Below are 18278 nucleotides of genomic sequence, written 5' to 3'. Positions count from 1 at the left end.
TTAATAGTATATTGATGGTTAATTATTTTAAATTTTAATAAAAAAAAACATTCGTGATTAATGAATGTTTTTTAATTATATTGGTTTATTCTTGATGGATATTTCCTCCAGAATTCTCTTCTTTTTGAATCGATTTTGGTGTTCCATTATAGGTAATATTTCCACCACTGGAAGCTTCCGCTTTTAGATTCACAATAGGATGAACTGTTATTGATGAGCCGCTAGAAGAATTAGCTACTACTTCATTTGCCAATAATTCAGTAGTGTTGATTACACTTCCACTGGAAGCCTCGGTTTCTACACGCAACGCTTTACCTTTGATGGTTTGATTACTTGCACTACTAGTTGTTAATTGAATAGTTTCATATTCGGTTGTCAGATTAACAGTGGCAGCACTTGATGAAGCCAGAGTAAGGTTACTCCCTTTTAATGTTGTGTTTGCATTAACAGTTGATGCTGATGAAGCTTCAATTCCTTCAATAACAGGCATTTTTACCGTAATTTTTTTGGAGGAAACATTGATGAAGTTGCCAAATTTACAAGAAATAACCAGCACTCCATTTTCTACTTTTGTGGTAATTTCTTTTTGTAAATTATCATCGGCTTCCACAATGATTTCTGTTTTGTCTGATTGTTCAATAACAAGGTCTAAAGCATTGCTTATTTCCACATTTTTGAAATCACCTGTAACGTTTCTTTTTTCGATAGTTACATGACCACTTCCAGTTATTGCATTAATGTTTCCCAGCTGATTGCAGGATCCAAAAAATAACGCGATTAAAGTTATAACAATGAATTTCGTGATTAATGTGATGATTTTTATCATGGCTATTCAGTTTTAATGATTATACCGTTTTTGTTGATTTTCAATTCCTTAAATTCCTTTTTTGTTTTAACAACCGAATCACTTTCAATAGTAACACCATTTTTAGTAATTGTTACATTCGTTTGATTGTCATCCTCATCTACATCATCGTGATCATTTTCATCGGCTGGACAATCCAAACATTTTACTTTAGACTCCTCTACTTTGTAAGTGTATTTGTCAGAGCTATAGTGCAAGTTAAAAAAATCATCATTAGACCAATCATAGTTTTGGACACTAGAGTCTGCTTTAAACAAAGTCCCTTCTGGCAAGTACAAGGTGATTTCGATTTCTTGATCACGGAATTTATTTTTTGAATCGGTAATTAAATAATTATCTAAAATCAATTGGTTTTCGATAATTTTATAACCGTATCGAATTGCTTCAGATCTTTTTTTAGCTTCGGTCAATGACTTTCCTTTGGCTTCTTTTTCGATTTGAAGGTACGCATATTTTTCGTCTGATTTTTCGATTTTGATATGTACTTGATTAGAGTAAATGATATCATTATTCAATGAATCTTTTGTGATCATAAAATCATTTCGATCATTTACATCTTTTGCAAAATAATCATTGTGTTTGAATTTAATTAAAAGCGTATCTGTAGGCTTTAGATTGATGGTTTCTTTTTGAACCGCTCTACCGTTTACTGCAAATGCTGTTGCTTGTTTTATCCCTATTGAAATTGCAATCGAAACAGCGATTAACCAAAGGGCCAATAGTGTGTATTTTGCAATATTTCCTATAGAGTTCATATTAGGAGCCAATAATTTAAAGCCTAATAAGGTCATGAAAAAGAAAGGAATACCAACAGCAAGGAACATTAATAGACCAAAAGACCAGATTGGATAATCGGTGAAATTACCTGCTTCTACAAAACTTTGCCAAGGAAAATCCATAGACACGCTAGTTCCCAATGTGAATACTCCAATGAATAGTAAAACCAATACGGCTAAACCTCCCATTATTAGAATTACTCCTAAGAATTTAGCAAAAATTTTGAAAACGGTCATGATAAAATCACTAAAGCTATTTCCTAATTTTTCAGCTCCCGTTTTTACTTGATTTCCAAATTTATCGTAATCAGCATTTTTTAATTTTCCGGAAACACTGTCAAATTCTTCACGGACCTTTTTTTCAATGTTAGAAATTGTAACAGGTTCTCCTGTCATTTCTAGTTTTTCAGATGTTGTGATCGCTTCGGGAGTTACAATCCAAAGGATAACGTAAGCCAAGATTCCAGATCCAAATCCAGCAAAAACAAATATCAAGAACATGATTTTTAACCAAACGGCATCAATTCCAAAATAATGTCCTAAACCTGTTGCAACACCACCAATCATTCCGTTTTCTTTGTCACGGTATAGTTTTTTAGTATGTCTAGGAGCTGAAAAATCATTTGCTGTTGAGGCGCTTGGACCATCTTCTTCAATGATGTAATCTTCAGGTTGTCCCATAACAGTAATAACTTCGTCAACTTCTCTAATGGTAACTACGTGTTTCTCTGTTTTTTGTTTCTCTGTCAATAATTCCGAAACTCTCATTTCGATGTCCTTGATGATTTCTTCTTGTCCAGATGATTTTGACAACGATCGTTTTATAGCGTCAAAATAACGGGTTAATTTTTGGTATGCATCTTCATCAATATGGAAGAACATTCCGCCTAGATTTATATTTACAGTTTTGTTCATGACTATTATTTTTGGTTGGTTATTAGGTTTACGGCATCAGACAATTCCGTCCATGTGCCATCTAGTTCTCTTAAAAAGGTTTGTCCTATCTCGGTCAAACCATAATATTTTCTAGGTGGTCCCGATGTGGATTCTTCCCAACGGTAGTTGAGCAATCCGTCATTTTTTAATCGAGTTAAGAGCGGATAAATGGTTCCCTCCACGACCAACAATTTAGCGTTTTTCAAAGTGTCCAATATTTCTGAGGTATAAGCGTCTTTCTCTTTTAATACTGATAAGATACAAAACTCAAGAACACCTTTACGCATCTGGGCTTTTGTGTTTTCAATGTTCATAATTTTTTAATTTGAGTTGATTAGATTTGTTGATGAAACTGTTCATTTTTGATTGATGATTGAATAATTAATTTATTTTGTGATATTATGTTTTTCTATATTTATTTTAATGCTGATTAGAACGCATTGTTTTCCTTATTTAAGGAATGGTATTGTGAAAGGGTAACTGTATTCTTCACCATTAGATGCTTTGATTGAAGCATAAATGACCAAAAAGAATTCGGCTATTTTTATACAAGCGAATATAAAAAGTGCCATAACACCCACTGTCAAAATGCCTATGCTGTTACCGTAATCAAAATTTTTTAAAATAATATCGTCGTTGTTTATCAATTCATTGAATGAGATGTTTTTCAAAACGGTATATAAAAATATTGGAATGGCAATCATGGCCAATATCAATGAGTAAATTAAAATACTCAATTGAAAGTTCAAAGCTTGTTTACCATTGTGGTCTACAAATTCCGATTGCTCTTTTTTGGATGTCCAAAGGATAATCGGAAATATATAATTCCCAAACGGAATAATATACTGACTAAAAGTACTCAAGTGTGTAAATGCTGCAATGTTTCTTTCGGTTGAAGTTTCCATTTTTTTGATTTTTTGATTACGTTTTTTGATTGATGATTGATGATAGAAATTGATAAAATGACTTACCTAGTAATTTCTTATACAAATATATGTTCAAAAGAGAGTATCTTGTATCGCATAGTAGTGTATATTAACATAATATTAACAAAAAACGATTATTTTGAAAGAAAATTATATAAATTAATGATGAATTGTAGCTTTGGTTTATTCTATGACGTTGATAAGTAGTAAGGGTGAAGGATAGGAGCTAGCTACCAAAGTAGGCGGATAGCCTGACAGCATTAGGGAAAGGGGCTGTATATGCGTTCCTATTGTTTAGCTCCTTTTTCTAGTGGTGGCACGCCCAAAGATTTGGAAAAAGTTGGAGTTTAATATAGTAGTAGAATTATTTTTGTAAAAGTTGAAGAGGTGTAGAATAAAGTAATTATATTTTTTTATATGTATGCATAGTATTTTTTGTATTTTAGCAAAAAAATGTATTCAATGGAATTAACAGTATCTAAATTAAATCGATTCGTATTTTTTAAATTACCTTCTGCATTTATATGTGGGGTAAGATTAAAATCTATTGATAAAGATAAATGTGTGGTAACGGTAAAGCACCGATGGATTAACCAAAATCCTTTTAATTCTATGTATTTTGCTGTACAAGCGATGGCTGCAGAGTTGACGACAGGAGCGATGGTAATTGATAAAATCCAACAAAGCGGAAAGAAAATATCGATGCTTGTTGCTAATAATAAATCTAATTTCTCCAAAAAAGCTACAGGCCGAATCACCTTTGAGTGCCAAGATGGTCATTTAATAGAAGAAGCAATTGAAAAGACAATTGCTACTGGAGAAGGTCAAACATTTTGGATGAAATCTATTGGAACCAATGAAGAAGGTGTTCAGGTTTCCGAAATGGATTTTGAATGGAGTATTCGATTAAAATAAGGCTGTTTTTAAAAAATAAAAAAAAGCTTCGTTAACTAGAAACGAAGCTTTTTTTAATATAAGGCAATAGTGAATTAATAATTATATAGAAAACAACCTTACTTTCAATACTTGAGAGTTGTATTCTTGGGGGAGTGAATAAAAATCTGTTCCCAAAATTAAGTAAAACTATAACGTAATAGTCTTAAAATTATATTAAAGTTTTGTCTAAGATTAGATGATATTTTCTTTGGGAAATTTTTATTCTTAAAAAAAGATGACAATTTGACATTTTATAAGTTTTGGCAGTACTTTTGCAATCGAATCTAATGAATAAAACTATGTTTAAGAATTTTTTTAAAAATAAAAGTAATATGACTACAGAAAATACAGAATTCGATCAAGAAATAGATGATGTGACATTAGAGAATAATGCAAATGGTGAGCAACTTATTATTGAAGAATTAAGTGTTGAAGAGCAATTGGCACAAGACTTAGCTAAAGAAAAAGATAAGTTTTTGAGATTATTTGCTGAATTTGAAAATTACAAAAGACGTACTACAAAGGAAAGAATCGAATTGTTTAAAACAGCCAATCAAGAAGTATTGCTTGCGATGTTACCTGTACTAGATGATTTTGACAGAGCAATGGTTGAAATTAACAAATCGGAAGATGAATTGTTAGCCAAAGGTGTAGAATTGATTCATGAAAAATTGAAAGGAACATTGGTTGCCAAAGGATTAGAGCAAGTTGATGTTAAGGCGGGTGATGCATTTAATGCTGATTTTGCTGAAGCAATTACTCAAATTCCAGCAGCATCAGATAAGATGAAAGGGAAAATTGTTGATGTTCTTGAAAAAGGATACAAACTAGGCGATAAAATTATTCGTTTCCCAAAAGTGGTAATTGGTAACTAAAAAATCAAATTGCAAATCATAAATTCTAATATGTTGAACAGTTGGAATTTAGTTCCGAAGATTTTCGGGATTAGAATTTGGAATTTACTTTAAATTATTATGAAAAAAGATTTTTACGAAATATTAGGCATTTCAAAAGGTGCAGATGCTGCTGAAATTAAAAAGGCATACAGAAAAAGTGCATTGAAATACCATCCTGACAAGAATCCTGGCGACAAAGAGGCAGAAGAAAAGTTCAAGCTAGCTGCCGAAGCATACGAAGTATTGAGTGATCCTGCCAAAAAAGCAAAATATGACCAATACGGACATCAAGCATTTGACGGTTCTGGAGGTTTTGGCGGTGGTGGTCACGGCGGAATGAATATGGATGATATCTTTAGTCAATTTGGAGATATTTTCGGTGGTGGTTTTGGAGGATTTGGCGGAGGCGGAGGCGGAGGTCCTCGTCGCGTAAAAGGAAGTAATTTGCGTATTAAAGTAAAATTAACTCTTGAAGAAATCGCCAATGGTGTTGAGAAAAAAGTAAAAGTTAAACGTAAAGTTCAAGCTCAGGGCGTAAGCTATAAAACGTGTTCAACGTGTAATGGTCAAGGTCAGGTAATGAGAGTTACCAACACGATTTTGGGTAGAATGCAATCGGCTTCAACTTGTCCTACTTGTGGAGGTTCAGGTCAGATTTTGGACAAAAAACCAAGCAATGCAGATTCTCAAGGAATGGTTGTAGAAGACGAAACAGTTTCTATAAAAATTCCAGCAGGAGTTGTGGACGGAATGCAGTTGAAAGTTTCCAGTAAAGGAAATGATGCTCCAGGAAATAGTGTTCCAGGAGATTTGATTGTAGTTATTGAAGAAATCGAACATGAATTCTTAAAACGTGAAGGTGAAAACCTGCACTACGATTTATATATTAGTTTTGCAGAAGCGGTTCTTGGAATTTCAAAAGATATTGATGCCGTAAACGGAAAAGTGAGAATCAAACTGGAAGAGGGTATTCAATCAGGTAAAATCCTGCGATTAAAAGGGAAAGGTATTCCAAGTATCAATGGTTACGGAAGTGGAGATTTACTTGTACATGTAAATGTTTGGACTCCAAAAACCTTAAACAAAGAGCAAAAACAGTTTTTTGAAAAAGCGTTAACGGATGATAACTTTACTCCAAACCCGGAGAAATCAGAAAAATCATTTTTCGAAAAAGTAAAAGATATGTTTTCTTAACTTTTTTAAACAATAAAATACAAACCCATCCTTTATTCGTTAAGGATGGGTTTTTTAATGGATAATTAAGAGAATTTAGGCTCGAAATTATTTACTTTTACGCCAATTAAAAAAGTAGCATGAGTAATATACTTGAAGTAAGTAAAGTAGTTAAGCAATATGGTGATTATGTAGCGCTTAACGAAGTGTCATTGACCGTTCCCAAAGGAAGCATATACGGGCTTTTAGGTCCAAATGGTGCAGGGAAAACTTCACTAATTCGAATTATCAACCAAATTACGATGCCAGATAGTGGCGAAATCATCCTTGATGGTGAAAAGCTTCAGCCCAAACACATACAATACATAGGATACCTTCCCGAAGAAAGAGGTTTGTACAGTACTATGAAAGTAGGTGAGCAGTGTTTGTATTTGGCACAAATGAAAGGATTGTCCAAAGCCGAAGCTAAAAAACAATTAGAATATTGGTTTGATCGCTTAGGGATTCAAGGTTGGTGGAATAAAAAAATCCAAGAATTGTCGAAAGGAATGGCGCAGAAAATCCAGTTTGTGGTTTGTGTTTTGCATAAACCAAAACTATTGATTTTTGATGAGCCTTTTTCTGGATTCGACCCTGTAAATGCCAATGTGATTAAAGATGAAATTTTGGCATTGAAAGACGATGGTGCCACGATTATTTTTTCTACCCACAGAATGGAAAGTGTGGAAGAATTGTGTGATCATATTGCACTCATCCACAAATCGAATAAGCTGATTGAAGGTAGACTGATTGATGTAAAAAGAAAATTTAAGACCAATAGTTTTGAGGTAGGTATCCTATCGGACAATGTGGAAGGTTTGATGTTTGATATTACCCAAAAATTTAAGGTAGGCCAAGCCAATTTTAAATCCTTGAATGATGAAATAAAATTGGAAATCCAACTAGGGAATGCCACACCAAACGAATTACTGAATGTCTTGTCTCAACGAGGTCAGGTAATGCATTTTGTCGAAAAAATTCCAAGTGTGAATGATATTTTTATTCAAACAGTAACAGGATCGGTTAATTAGATTATCCGATTTTTAGATTGTTGGATTATTCGATTAAAAGTCCAGAAATCTAAAAGTCTAATAATCCCAAAATATAAGAAGTCTAAAAATCTAGTAATCTATATAAATGAGCATTATTTCATTAATCATAAAAAGAGAGTTTATTGCCAAAGTTCGCAATAAGTCATTTGTTGTCATGACTTTTTTAAGTCCATTGCTGTTCGTAGGAATTGCTGGATTTGTTGCGTATTTAAGCTCTATGAAAGCCGAAACAAAACGCATTGCAATTCATGATGAATCAGGTTTGTTTGTTAACGAATTTGTAGCTCAAAATAATAAAGACAGTGAATACAGGTATTTGGATTTGTCTTCAATTAATGTCCAGGCTCTTAAAGACAGTATTGCTAAAGAAGATTTTGAAGCCTTACTTTATGTTCCCAAAACGGCTACTAACAAAGATTTGGAGAATAAAATCCAATTGATTTCCAATAATAGTCCGAGCATTATTTTTATTGAAAAAGCCCAAGGAATTATTGCCGATAAATTGACTAAAGATAATTTGGAAATGGCACATTTGGACACTTTGGCAATAAAAGAGGCAAAGGCTGAAGTGGTTTTGAATTTGTCCAAAGCATCTGGTGAAGAAAGTATCAGAGGGCTTAACGAGATAAAAATTGCTATAGGTGGTGCTTTTGGTTACCTTATTATGATGTTCATAATCATTTATGGGAATATGGTGATGCGTAGTGTAATTGAAGAAAAAACCAACCGTATTGTGGAGATTATCATTTCCTCTGTAAAACCATTCCAACTTATGATGGGGAAAATTATCGGAACTTCATTGGCGGGTTTACTGCAGTTTTTAATTTGGACCATTATCGGTTTGTCATTGATGTTTGCTGCTTCTGCATTTTTCGGTGTCAATATTGGACCAACATCCAGAGTCTCTCCAGAAATGATGCATGTTGCTCAACAAGAATTTTCAGGGACTGCCCAAATGTATATCAAAGAATTATGGAATTTGCCTATAGCAAGTATCTTGATCAGTTTTGTGGTTTATTTTATTGGAGGATATTTTCTTTATAGTTCTTTTTATGCCGCAATTGGAGCAGCTGTAGACAATCAAACTGATTCGCAACAATTTCTTTTGCCAATCATAATGCCTTTGATGCTTAGTGTTTATATTGGTTTTTTTACGGTTATTAATGATCCGCATGGAACTATTGCCGTAGTTTTTTCAATGATTCCCTTGACATCACCAATTGTAATGTTAATGCGTATTCCTTTTGGAGTACCGTGGTGGCAAATTGCAATTTCCGTATCTTTGTTGTTTGCTACGTTTTTTGGTGTAGTTTGGTTTGCTGCCAAAATTTACCGTGTTGGAATTTTGATGTATGGAAAAAAGCCGAGTTGGAAAGAGTTATATAAATGGTTGAAATATTAATGGTTATCTCAATAGTTAAGGTATAAAGCCAAAATAAAAAAGTTATTTATGTCGAAAATTCTGATTATCGAAGACGAAGAAGCTATTAGAAGAGTATTAGCCAAAATACTTTGCGAAGAAAATGAGTCTTATGAAGTTGATGTAGCCGAAGATGGTGTCATAGGACTGGGAAAAATAAAAGAAAACGACTATGATTTGGTTTTATGTGACATAAAAATGCCAAAAATGGATGGTGTTGAATTGCTCGAAGCCGTAAAAAAAATTGATACCGAAATTCCCATTGTAATGATATCAGGACATGGGGATATGGAAACAGCTATCAATACAATGCGTCTTGGGGCTTTTGATTATATTTCAAAGCCACCAGATTTAAACCGTTTGCTAAATACGGTTCGAAATGCATTGGACAAGAAAAAATTGGTTGTTGAGAATAAAATTCTGAAGAAGAAAGTCAGTAAGAAATACGATATAATTGGGGATAGTGAACCAATCAATCTTGTGAAAATAATGATTGATAAAGTAGCTAAAACCGATGCGAGGGTTTTGATAACCGGACCAAATGGAACAGGAAAAGAATTGGTCGCTCACCAATTACATGACAAAAGTGATCGTTCTAGTGCTCCAATGGTTGAAGTGAATTGTGCTGCCATACCAAGTGAATTGATAGAAAGTGAATTGTTTGGTCACACAAAAGGAGCCTTTACATCGGCGGTAAAAGATCGTGCAGGAAAATTTGAAGTAGCCAATAAAGGAACTATTTTCTTGGATGAAATAGGAGATATGAGTTTATCGGCCCAAGCCAAAGTTTTGAGAGCTTTACAAGAAGGAATCATAACACGAGTGGGGGCAGATAATGATATTAAAATCGATGTACGTGTGATTGCCGCTACTAATAAAGATTTAAAAAAGGAAATTGCAGAAGGCCGTTTTAGAGAAGATTTGTATCATCGTTTGGCAGTTATTCTAATAAATGTACCTTCATTGAATAATAGGAGGGAAGATATCCCTTCTTTGATTGAGCATTTTACAAATAAAATTGCGGTTGAGCAAGGTAATGCAGTTAAGCATTTTTCAGTAGAGGCCATTCGTTTATTGCAAGAATATGACTGGACAGGAAATATTAGAGAATTGCGTAATGTGGTAGAACGCTTGATAATACTTGGAGGGAACGAGATTTCCGAAAGTGATGTTACCGCTTTTGCAAGCAAATAAAAATTAAAAACAAATTAGGAATTGATTTGCAGTAAAACTGTAGTCAGAAATCTAAACTTAATAATGAAACTAAAAAAAATAAATCAAGTATTGCAAGAAGCCTTAATTGATAACGGGTTGACGGAAGCTAATGAGATGCAAAAAGAAACTTTTTCGACTATAAAAAGTGGATCGGATGCAATTATTGTTTCCCCAAAAGGTTCAGGAAAATCAACTACTATTGTGATTAATGTCATTCAGCAATTGATTTGTGAAGGTGAAGAGTCACCTCGTGCCTTAATCATTGTTGAAGACAAAATCAAAGTTCTTGAAATGGAAGATCTTTTCGAGAAGTTTGGAAAATTCACTAACTTAAGAGTGTATGGTGTTCATGATAAAGGAGATATGGATTATGATAAAAACTATATTTCGACAGGCATCGATGTCCTTATTGGAACTCCAAATAAACTAAGTGATATGTTTAGTACGGCAGGATATAATGTAAACCGTTTGAAAATGTTTATTTTGGACGATGCAGATCCGATTTTGAAATTGCGTCATGAAACAAAAATCATGCGAATCTCAAATAGTATTGCCAAAACGCAACGTATCATTTTTACCGACCAATTGACCGAACGAATTGAAATATTGGCTGATAAAATGTTATTGGAGCCTTATGTTTTTGATTTTGAGGAAGAGTATGATGAAGACGAGGAGGATTTGGAAGAAGAAGAATCAGTTAACCCAGATGTTGATGATTTTGAAGAAGAAGATGAAGAAATTGATGACGACGAAGAAGAATAGAATTTAGGAAGAAATCAGTAGGCAGGAAGCAAGACTACGAACGAACAAGTTTTAAGATGCTTTTTAGTTTAATGATTTGAAATAATAATAATTTAAAAAATAAAAGCATCATGGGATTAATGAAAGTATTTTCGGGAAGTGAAATTTTAGCTTTAGCTCTGCAAGAAAAAATAGAAGCTGCTGGAGTGGAAACTACAGTTAAAAATAATATCCAATCGGCTAGAATGTCAGGTTTTCCAAATTCGGACGCTGCTGTTGAGGTTTTTATTCAAGAGACAGATTTTGCAAAAGCAAATCCTGTTATCGAAGAATTTAGGTTGAATATCTAGTTGAATTAAATGATTTTTTCAAAGCCTTGAGACTTATTTGTGTCAAGGTTTTTTTAATGGCATAATAATTGTAATTTATTAATTTATAATTTATTAGCCGAAAATTTATATAATGAAAGAAGTAAAATACAAAATGCTTGTTTTGGATATGGATGACACGTTGTTGACTGACGACCATATCATATCTGACGAGAATAAAGAAATGATTTTTAAAGCTCAGGAAATGGGAGTTTACGTGGTTTTAGCATCAGGAAGACCTACTTCTGCTATGACAGCTTATGCTAAAGAACTGAAAATGGATTATTATAATTCATTTATGCTTTCCTATAATGGAGCAGTAATTACTGATTTGAAAGAAGATAAAGTTCTTTTTGAACAAACTTTAACTAAGGAACAAATCCATGAATTATATGACTACAGTTTGAAAAGCAATACGCATATCATTACTTATGTAAATGAAGAGATTGTTAGTGAAACAGATTCGGAATTCATTGAAATTGAAAAGCATATTACAGGTATGGCACACAATAAGGTAACAAGTTTTAAAGATGCCGTTCAATCGAATGCTGTGAAATGTATTTTACTAGAAGAACCATCGTATCTCAAAACTGTTGAGGACGATTTGAAACTGGCTATGCCACATTTGAGTGTATCGATGTCAAAGCCCTTTTTTCTTGAAGTAGCCCAACAGGGAATCGATAAAGCTTACAGTTTGAAAAAATTGGCAAAAAAATTAGATATTCATCAAAGTGAAATTATAGCTGTAGGAAATGCAGGAAACGATTTAACAATGGTAGAATACGCTGGTTTAGGTGTTTGGGTTGACAATGTGACCCCTGAATTAAGAGACAAAGCTGATTTGATTGTAGCTTCTAATAATGATCATGGTGTTGCAGAAGTAATCAGACGTTATATTTTGAATTAGTGAAATCCTATATAGAAACCGAAAGATTGATTTTAAGGGAAATGATTCCTTCAGATGATGAAGGAATGTTTGAATTAGATTCTAATCCCGAGGTGCATCGTTTTTTAGGAAACAAGCCTGTAAAGCATATTGATGAAAGTAGGCTAATGATCGAAAATATAATAAGGCAATATATAGATAATGGAATTGGACGTTGGGCTGTAATTCTTAAAGAAACTAATGAATTTATTGGCTGGTCGGGGATAAAGTTAATTAAGGAGCCTATCAATAATCATCAAAATTTTTATGAGATAGGTTATCGTTTTATCCAAAAGTATTGGGGAAAAGGATATGCTACCGAAGCTGGATTGGCTTTTGTAGATTTTGCCTTTAATGAAATGAAAGTAGAGAGTCTTTATGCTTACGCAGATGCTGGAAATAAAGATTCAAGAAATATACTGGAAAAACTTGGAATGCATTATGTCAATTCCTTTGAATATGATGGAGAAGAAGAAGTTTGGTATGAAATGAAAAATCCAAATTTATAATTTCTCTTTTTTACAAAATAAAAAATCCGTCTCATTGTTGAAATGAGACGGATTTTTTTGTGGTTTTTTTTTGAGTGTACGTAGGGTATCTCTATTGAAATTGCATTATTTTTTAGCAACCGAAATAAAATAATTATTTCCATCACCCATTGTAAGTTTTACTCTTTCATCACATACATCGATGTTAAATTTACCATTGTCATAACAAGTACAGGTTGTTTTCTTGTCTTTTGACATTTCATTGTCACATTTTCCTGTTTTATAACCCGCCAATTGTGGAGTGTAAAAAGATACCAAATCGGTTGAAGCAGTTACTAATGAAATTATGCTTGCTGAATTATCATTTGCAATTCTGTAAACGATTCTGTCGGTATAGTTGATGTTGTCTACTGAAACTTTTCTGATGTAAGTATAGGAAGTTGAAGCCGTTTCAACTGATTTTTCCTCAAATTTAAAACCAAGGGTTCTAATGTCAAGATTGAATTTTTCTTGTGAATTGTAACTTGCCCAAGTAGTTAAAGTGCTTATTGTTGGGAAAGGATTTTTAGTTGCAATTGTCGGTGTGTTTTGAGCTTGTGTGCAAAGTGTAATAAATAGTAGGGAGATTGTGAGGTAGAATGATTTCATTTTGTTTTTGTTTATTTAATATTGACCTACTCTTTATGGTTTTCGGCGATCCCATTTATTGTTGTTGATAGTATATTTTTTTCTAAAATATGATTTTTAGAAAGATTAAGGCAACATATACAAGAAATGTAAAGACATTAATTTTAATCCATTTTTTAAACAGATAAAATTATACATTATTACTTTTCAACTGAATTATTTTTTTGAAATAATTAGTTTTTTGAGATTTCGAATAACGGAACATTTCAGCTTTATTTGGTATGAGATAAAGCTTGTGCCGTTGTAATGTTTTTGGAAGTGTGAAATTAGTATTTAATTAAATAAGAACAAAACCTGAGATAGGAAAAATTATTTTAATCTTTGGTAATAATATGCTGAGTATATCATTGCAAAATTTAATTGATTGTTTTTCAAAAAAGAAAGGAGCACTAATAATAGTAACTCCTTTTTGTTTTCTGATTTTTTATTTTTTAGAATATCTATTTTGCTTCATAAGTAACTTTGCTAATATCAACTGTGATTTCGTTTAGTCTTTTTGCAACATCAGCAGGTACTTCTTTTTGAAATTGTCCACCTAAAATTGAAGCTAAAAATTTTTCTGTTTCTGCAAACATGGCCATATTGTTAACTGGTTTTCTAAAACCATGACCTTCATCATCTGCCAATAAATAAGTTACTTTTTTTCCTTTTTCTCTAAGGGCAACTGTGATTTGATCAGCTTCTGCTTTTTTGACTCTTGGATCGTTTGCTCCTTGAATAATTAATAAAGGTTTTACAATTTTGTCAGCACTAAATAATGGGCTGGCTTCGCGAATACTTTTTTTACCTTCTTCAGTATTTGGGTCTCCCACCATTCCATATAAATATGCTCTTGCAGGTTCCCAATAGGCAGGAATAGATTCCAATAAAGTAAAAATATTACTTGGTCCAACAATATCAACACCACAGGCATACAAATCTGGGGTAAAAGCCAATCCTGCCAAAGTTGCATAACCACCGTAGCTTCCTCCCATTATGGCTACCTTATCTTTATTGGCAATACCTTGCTCAATTAGATATTTCACACCGTATGTGATGTCATCTTGCATTAATTTTCCCCATTGTAAATCTCCGGCATTTAAGAATCTTTTGCCATAACCACCACTGGCTCTAAAGTTGGGTTGTAAAACCGCATAGCCTCTATTAGCCAGAAATTGTGCATAAGAATTATATCCCCATTGATCTCTCGGGCCTTTTGGACCACCGTGAATTAGCATAACAACTGGTAAATTTTTACTGCTTGCGCCAACTGGCAATGTTAAATAGGCAGTTATTTCTAATCCATCACTACTTTTATAATGAACTGAGTTCATTGCAGCCAAATATTGCTCTACTTTTTTTAATTCAGGTCTTGGAATATATTGCAATATTAATTCTTTGGTTTCAGTATTAAAGAAATAGGCCTCAGTTGCATATTTATCTCCCGTAATTGCAATCAGAAATTTTTTATTGTTTTTGGTTGCACTTTGAAAAGTTATTTCTCTACCTGGAAACTTACCTTTTAGATAGTTATAATTTACTTCCCATTCTTTATTTTTCCAGTAGTATTGAGTTTTATCATCTACATAGGAAGTATAAATTATTTCTTTTGTGTTTTCATCCATAGATAAACCTCCAAAATCTACTTTGTTATTAGGGTCACTCTCAATTTTGGTTAATTTATTATTTTCAATCTCTAAAGTGAAAAGTGATGAAAGATTCAAATCCCCTTTGTTTGTAACCAAATAAGCTAGTTTATTGTCAGGTGACCAACCAGTAATATAGGCTTGTTCTGTTACCGAAGTTTCATATATTGGCGTCAAAGCATCACCCGTTTTTTTATACATTATGGTGTTTCCTTTTTCATCGGTTTTTGATAAAACTCTTAGATTTTCATCCCAATCAAAGTCATAACCTGTTATTCTATCTTTGTTTTCATAAATTTTGGTAAGCTGACCGTTTGAAATTTTCAATTGATATAAATCATGCCAAGCTTTGTCTCGATCATTTAACCCAACCATTAACAAGTCCGGATTTTTTTTACTTACAGTAAATATTTGAGCTGCAACTTCTTTTAGAGGAGTTAGGTTTCTCGATTCAGGAACTTTTCCAGCTGTCCCTTTATCTGTTGGATTCACTGCATAAATGTTCATGTTCTCATCACCATCTTTATCCTTTATATATAAGATGTATTTGGAATCATCAGTCCAAAAATAGCCTTGCAAAGGTCTTTTGCTGTCCGTAAGTGTAACAGCTTTTTCAAAAGGTTCGTCAAATTTTTTAACCCAGATATTCATGATGCCTTGGTATTCTTTCATGAAAGAAATCCATTTGCCATCTGGACTTAATTGCCCTCCTGATATTTCGGGATTTCCAAAAAACAACTCTCTGTCTAATACTGGAGTTGCAGTTTGATTTGTTTTGGTCTGAGCGATTATACTACCAAAAGATGTTAGGAGTACAAAGAGAAATAAAATGTTTTTTTTCATACAATAAGGTTTTAATTGGTTTCAGTGTTAGTAGTAATTTTGAAAATAAAAGTTGCAAAATTTAATCTTTTTATTTCTAGGTTTTCTTTGTAAATTTGCAACCGAATATTTACATCAATGTAAATATAATAAAAAATCATGTAAGTGATTGATTATCATTATGGAGAATAGGAAAAAAGTTGCTTTTTACACGCTTGGTTGCAAACTGAATTTTTCGGAAACATCGACCATTGCCCGTAACTTGGAAGATGAAGGTTTTGATCGTGTAGATTTTGAGGAAGTGGCTGATATGTATGTAATTAATACTTGTTCGGTTACAGAGAATGCAGATAAGCAATTCAAACAAGTGGTGCGTAAGGCGATGAAATTGAACGACAAGGCTTTTGTTGCTGCAGTAGGCTGTTATGCACAGTTGAAACCTGAGGAATTGGCCAATGTTGATGGAGTGGATTTGGTTCTTGGAGCTACCGAGAAATTTAAATTAGCTGATTATATCAATGATTTATCGAAGAATGATTTTGGTGAAGTACATTCGTGTGAAATAGCCGAAGCCGATTTCTATGTTGGTAGTTATTCGATTGGAGATAGAACGCGAGCCTTCTTGAAAGTGCAAGATGGGTGTGATTATAAATGTACGTATTGCACAATTCCGCTTGCCCGTGGAATTTCTAGAAGTGATGAATTGGAAAATGTATTAAAAAATGCTTACGAAATCTCGAAACAAAATATCAAAGAAATTGTACTGACCGGTGTCAATATTGGAGATTATGGAAAAGGAGAATTCGGGAATAAAAAACACGAACATACTTTTCTGGAATTAGTTAAGGCATTAGACGAAGTGGAAGGCATCGAAAGATTACGTATTTCTTCGATTGAACCTAATCTATTGAAAAATGAAACGATAGAATTTGTTTCCAAAAGCAGAACTTTTGTACCGCATTTCCATATTCCGTTACAATCGGGAAGCAATGATATATTGAAGTTGATGAAGCGCCGTTATTTACGTGAAGTATATACAGAAAGAGTAAATAAGATTCGTGAAGTAATGCCACATGCCTGTATTGGTGTAGATGTGATTGTTGGTTTTCCTGGTGAAACCGATGAACATTTCTTGGAAACCTATCATTTCCTGAATGAAATGGATATTTCATATTTACATGTTTTTACTTATTCAGAGCGTGATAATACAGAAGCCGCAGAAATGGATGGTGTTGTTCCTGCTAATGTTCGTGCAAAAAGAAGTAAAATGCTAAGAGGATTATCGGTTAAAAAGCGACGTGCTTTTTATGAAAGTCAGTTGGGAACCAATAGAACTGTACTTTTTGAAAGTGAAAATAAAGAAGGTTATATTCATGGTTTTACCGAGAATTACGTAAAAGTAAAAACACCTTGGAATCCTGAATTAGTAAATACTTTGCACGAAATCAATTTAACAAAAATTGATGAGGACGGAAGCGTTCGAATGGAGTTTTTGAATGTAGAAGTTTAAAAACAAATAATTAGAGATAGAAATATTTTAAAAATTAAAATATTTTTTTTGAACCATTAAGATATTAAGTTTCATTAAGATTTTGCTCTTAATTTTCTTAATATCTTAATGGTTTAAATTTTTTTAGAATTTGTGGCAGGACAACTTATTTTTAAGGATTTGTTGACCAAATACTGCTGTTTTTGATAAATACGCGTCGGTTTAATTTTAACTGGGCAATGATTAATTCAGCCATATCTTCAGCTTGCATTACTTTTTCTGGATTACCATCGGTAAGGTTTAATTCTTTTGCCAAGTCGGTTGCAACAGTACTTGGGGTTAATGCTGTAACACGAATGTTGTGTTTGCGTACTTCTTGCATCAAAGAGTCTGTCAATCCCAAAACGGCAAACTTAGAAGCACTATAGGCACTGGTTAATGCATTTCCATTCAATCCTGCTGTCGAGGAAATATTGATAATATCTCCTGTTTTTCTTTCAATCATGTTGGGTAAAACAGCGCGGGTTACATAATACGTTCCCATTAAATTAACCTGAATGATGCGTTCCCAATCTGCTGGCTCTAATTCTAAAAAATTACCAAAAGCTGCAATTCCGGCGTTATTGATTAAAATGTCAATGGTTTTAAATTCGGCTAAGGCTTTTTCTACAGCTGAATTTACAGAGTTGATATTGGCAACATCGGCGGTTATAGCTAATGATTTTACGCCGAATGCACTTGATTCTTTGGCTACTTCATCGATTTCTGATTGTGTTCTAGCCAATAAAATTACGTTTACGCCTTCTTTTGCCAAAGCAATGGCTACTGTTTTACCAATTCCTTTTCCAGCACCCGTAATTAGCGCATTTTTATTTTTTAAGTCGTTCATTATTTTACTT

Annotated in this window: 18 protein-coding genes; 11 read left to right on the top strand and 7 right to left on the bottom strand. The window is 33.1% G+C overall.

The annotated features are described in order from the left end of the window. Window positions 1–85: 85 nt before the first annotated feature. The 4 genes from AC1DY0_RS01775 to AC1DY0_RS01760 form a co-directional block, all read right to left on the bottom strand. On the bottom strand, window positions 86–826 hold the full coding sequence (locus AC1DY0_RS01775) for a head GIN domain-containing protein (protein WP_477186971.1): 741 nt from the start codon (window positions 824–826) through the stop codon (window positions 86–88). Window positions 827–828: 2 nt separating this feature from the next. Next, window positions 829–2556: a PspC domain-containing protein gene (locus AC1DY0_RS01770; RefSeq protein WP_477186970.1), complete on the bottom strand. Its 1728-nt coding sequence runs from the start codon at window positions 2554–2556 to the stop codon at window positions 829–831. Window positions 2557–2561: 5 nt separating this feature from the next. Next, window positions 2562–2891, bottom strand: coding sequence for a PadR family transcriptional regulator (locus AC1DY0_RS01765; protein ID WP_111409468.1), 330 nt, complete (start codon window positions 2889–2891; stop codon window positions 2562–2564). Window positions 2892–3026: 135 nt separating this feature from the next. Continuing rightward, window positions 3027–3482, bottom strand: coding sequence for a DUF4870 domain-containing protein (locus AC1DY0_RS01760; protein ID WP_477186969.1), 456 nt, complete (start codon window positions 3480–3482; stop codon window positions 3027–3029). A gap of 483 nt (window positions 3483–3965) precedes the next feature. Here AC1DY0_RS01760 and AC1DY0_RS01755 point away from each other — a divergent pair, with 483 nt between their 5' ends. The 10 genes from AC1DY0_RS01755 (at window position 3966) to AC1DY0_RS01710 (ending at window position 12777) form a co-directional block, all read left to right on the top strand. After that, window positions 3966–4418: a DUF4442 domain-containing protein gene (locus AC1DY0_RS01755; protein ID WP_477186968.1), complete on the top strand. Its 453-nt coding sequence runs from the start codon at window positions 3966–3968 to the stop codon at window positions 4416–4418. A gap of 320 nt (window positions 4419–4738) precedes the next feature. Continuing rightward, complete coding sequence (locus AC1DY0_RS01750; protein ID WP_477186967.1) at window positions 4739–5314, top strand: nucleotide exchange factor GrpE; 576 nt, start codon at window positions 4739–4741, stop codon at window positions 5312–5314. Window positions 5315–5413: 99 nt separating this feature from the next. After that, complete coding sequence (gene dnaJ / locus AC1DY0_RS01745) at window positions 5414–6529, top strand: molecular chaperone DnaJ (RefSeq protein WP_477186966.1); 1116 nt, start codon at window positions 5414–5416, stop codon at window positions 6527–6529. 119 nt (window positions 6530–6648) lie between these two features. Beyond that, on the top strand, window positions 6649–7578 hold the full coding sequence (locus tag AC1DY0_RS01740; protein WP_477186965.1) for an ABC transporter ATP-binding protein: 930 nt from the start codon (window positions 6649–6651) through the stop codon (window positions 7576–7578). A 106-nt stretch (window positions 7579–7684) separates the two neighbouring features. Then, complete coding sequence (locus tag AC1DY0_RS01735) at window positions 7685–9001, top strand: ABC transporter permease (RefSeq protein WP_477186964.1); 1317 nt, start codon at window positions 7685–7687, stop codon at window positions 8999–9001. A 48-nt stretch (window positions 9002–9049) separates the two neighbouring features. Next, window positions 9050–10213, top strand: a complete 1164-nt coding sequence (locus AC1DY0_RS01730; RefSeq protein ID WP_477186963.1) for a sigma-54-dependent transcriptional regulator — start codon at window positions 9050–9052, stop codon at window positions 10211–10213. A gap of 63 nt (window positions 10214–10276) precedes the next feature. Beyond that, window positions 10277–10996: a DEAD/DEAH box helicase gene (locus AC1DY0_RS01725; RefSeq protein WP_477186962.1), complete on the top strand. Its 720-nt coding sequence runs from the start codon at window positions 10277–10279 to the stop codon at window positions 10994–10996. 110 nt (window positions 10997–11106) lie between these two features. After that, the gene (locus tag AC1DY0_RS01720; RefSeq protein WP_477186961.1) at window positions 11107–11325 is read left to right on the top strand and encodes a putative signal transducing protein; all 219 of its coding nucleotides are present in this window, start codon (window positions 11107–11109) and stop codon (window positions 11323–11325) included. A gap of 112 nt (window positions 11326–11437) precedes the next feature. Further along, window positions 11438–12250 (top strand): Cof-type HAD-IIB family hydrolase, encoded by an 813-nt coding sequence (locus AC1DY0_RS01715; RefSeq protein WP_477186960.1) that lies wholly within the window; start codon window positions 11438–11440, stop codon window positions 12248–12250. After that, window positions 12250–12777, top strand: coding sequence for a GNAT family N-acetyltransferase (locus tag AC1DY0_RS01710; protein ID WP_477186959.1), 528 nt, complete (start codon window positions 12250–12252; stop codon window positions 12775–12777). The genes AC1DY0_RS01715 and AC1DY0_RS01710 overlap by 1 nt, the downstream gene beginning before the upstream one ends. Window positions 12778–12882: 105 nt before the next feature. Here the strand turns inward: AC1DY0_RS01710 and AC1DY0_RS01705 are convergent, their stop codons facing one another. Both AC1DY0_RS01705 and AC1DY0_RS01700 read right to left on the bottom strand, forming a co-directional pair. Next, entirely contained in the window at window positions 12883–13404 is a 522-nt protein-coding gene (locus AC1DY0_RS01705; RefSeq protein ID WP_477186958.1) for a hypothetical protein, read from the bottom strand. 479 nt (window positions 13405–13883) lie between these two features. After that, window positions 13884–15911, bottom strand: a complete 2028-nt coding sequence (locus tag AC1DY0_RS01700) for a S9 family peptidase (protein WP_477186957.1) — start codon at window positions 15909–15911, stop codon at window positions 13884–13886. 160 nt (window positions 15912–16071) lie between these two features. On the opposite strand from AC1DY0_RS01700, the gene mtaB reads away from it, so the two are divergent. Further along, window positions 16072–17400, top strand: a complete 1329-nt coding sequence (mtaB, locus tag AC1DY0_RS01695) for a tRNA (N(6)-L-threonylcarbamoyladenosine(37)-C(2))-methylthiotransferase MtaB (RefSeq protein WP_477186956.1) — start codon at window positions 16072–16074, stop codon at window positions 17398–17400. A gap of 151 nt (window positions 17401–17551) precedes the next feature. Here the strand turns inward: mtaB and AC1DY0_RS01690 are convergent, their stop codons facing one another. Next, window positions 17552–18268: a 3-ketoacyl-ACP reductase gene (locus AC1DY0_RS01690; RefSeq protein ID WP_477186955.1), complete on the bottom strand. Its 717-nt coding sequence runs from the start codon at window positions 18266–18268 to the stop codon at window positions 17552–17554. Window positions 18269–18278 lie beyond the last annotated feature (10 nt).

This window comes from Flavobacterium sp. P1_E4, assembly GCF_056405915.1.
This window is presented reverse-complemented; position numbering and strand designations above follow the sequence as displayed.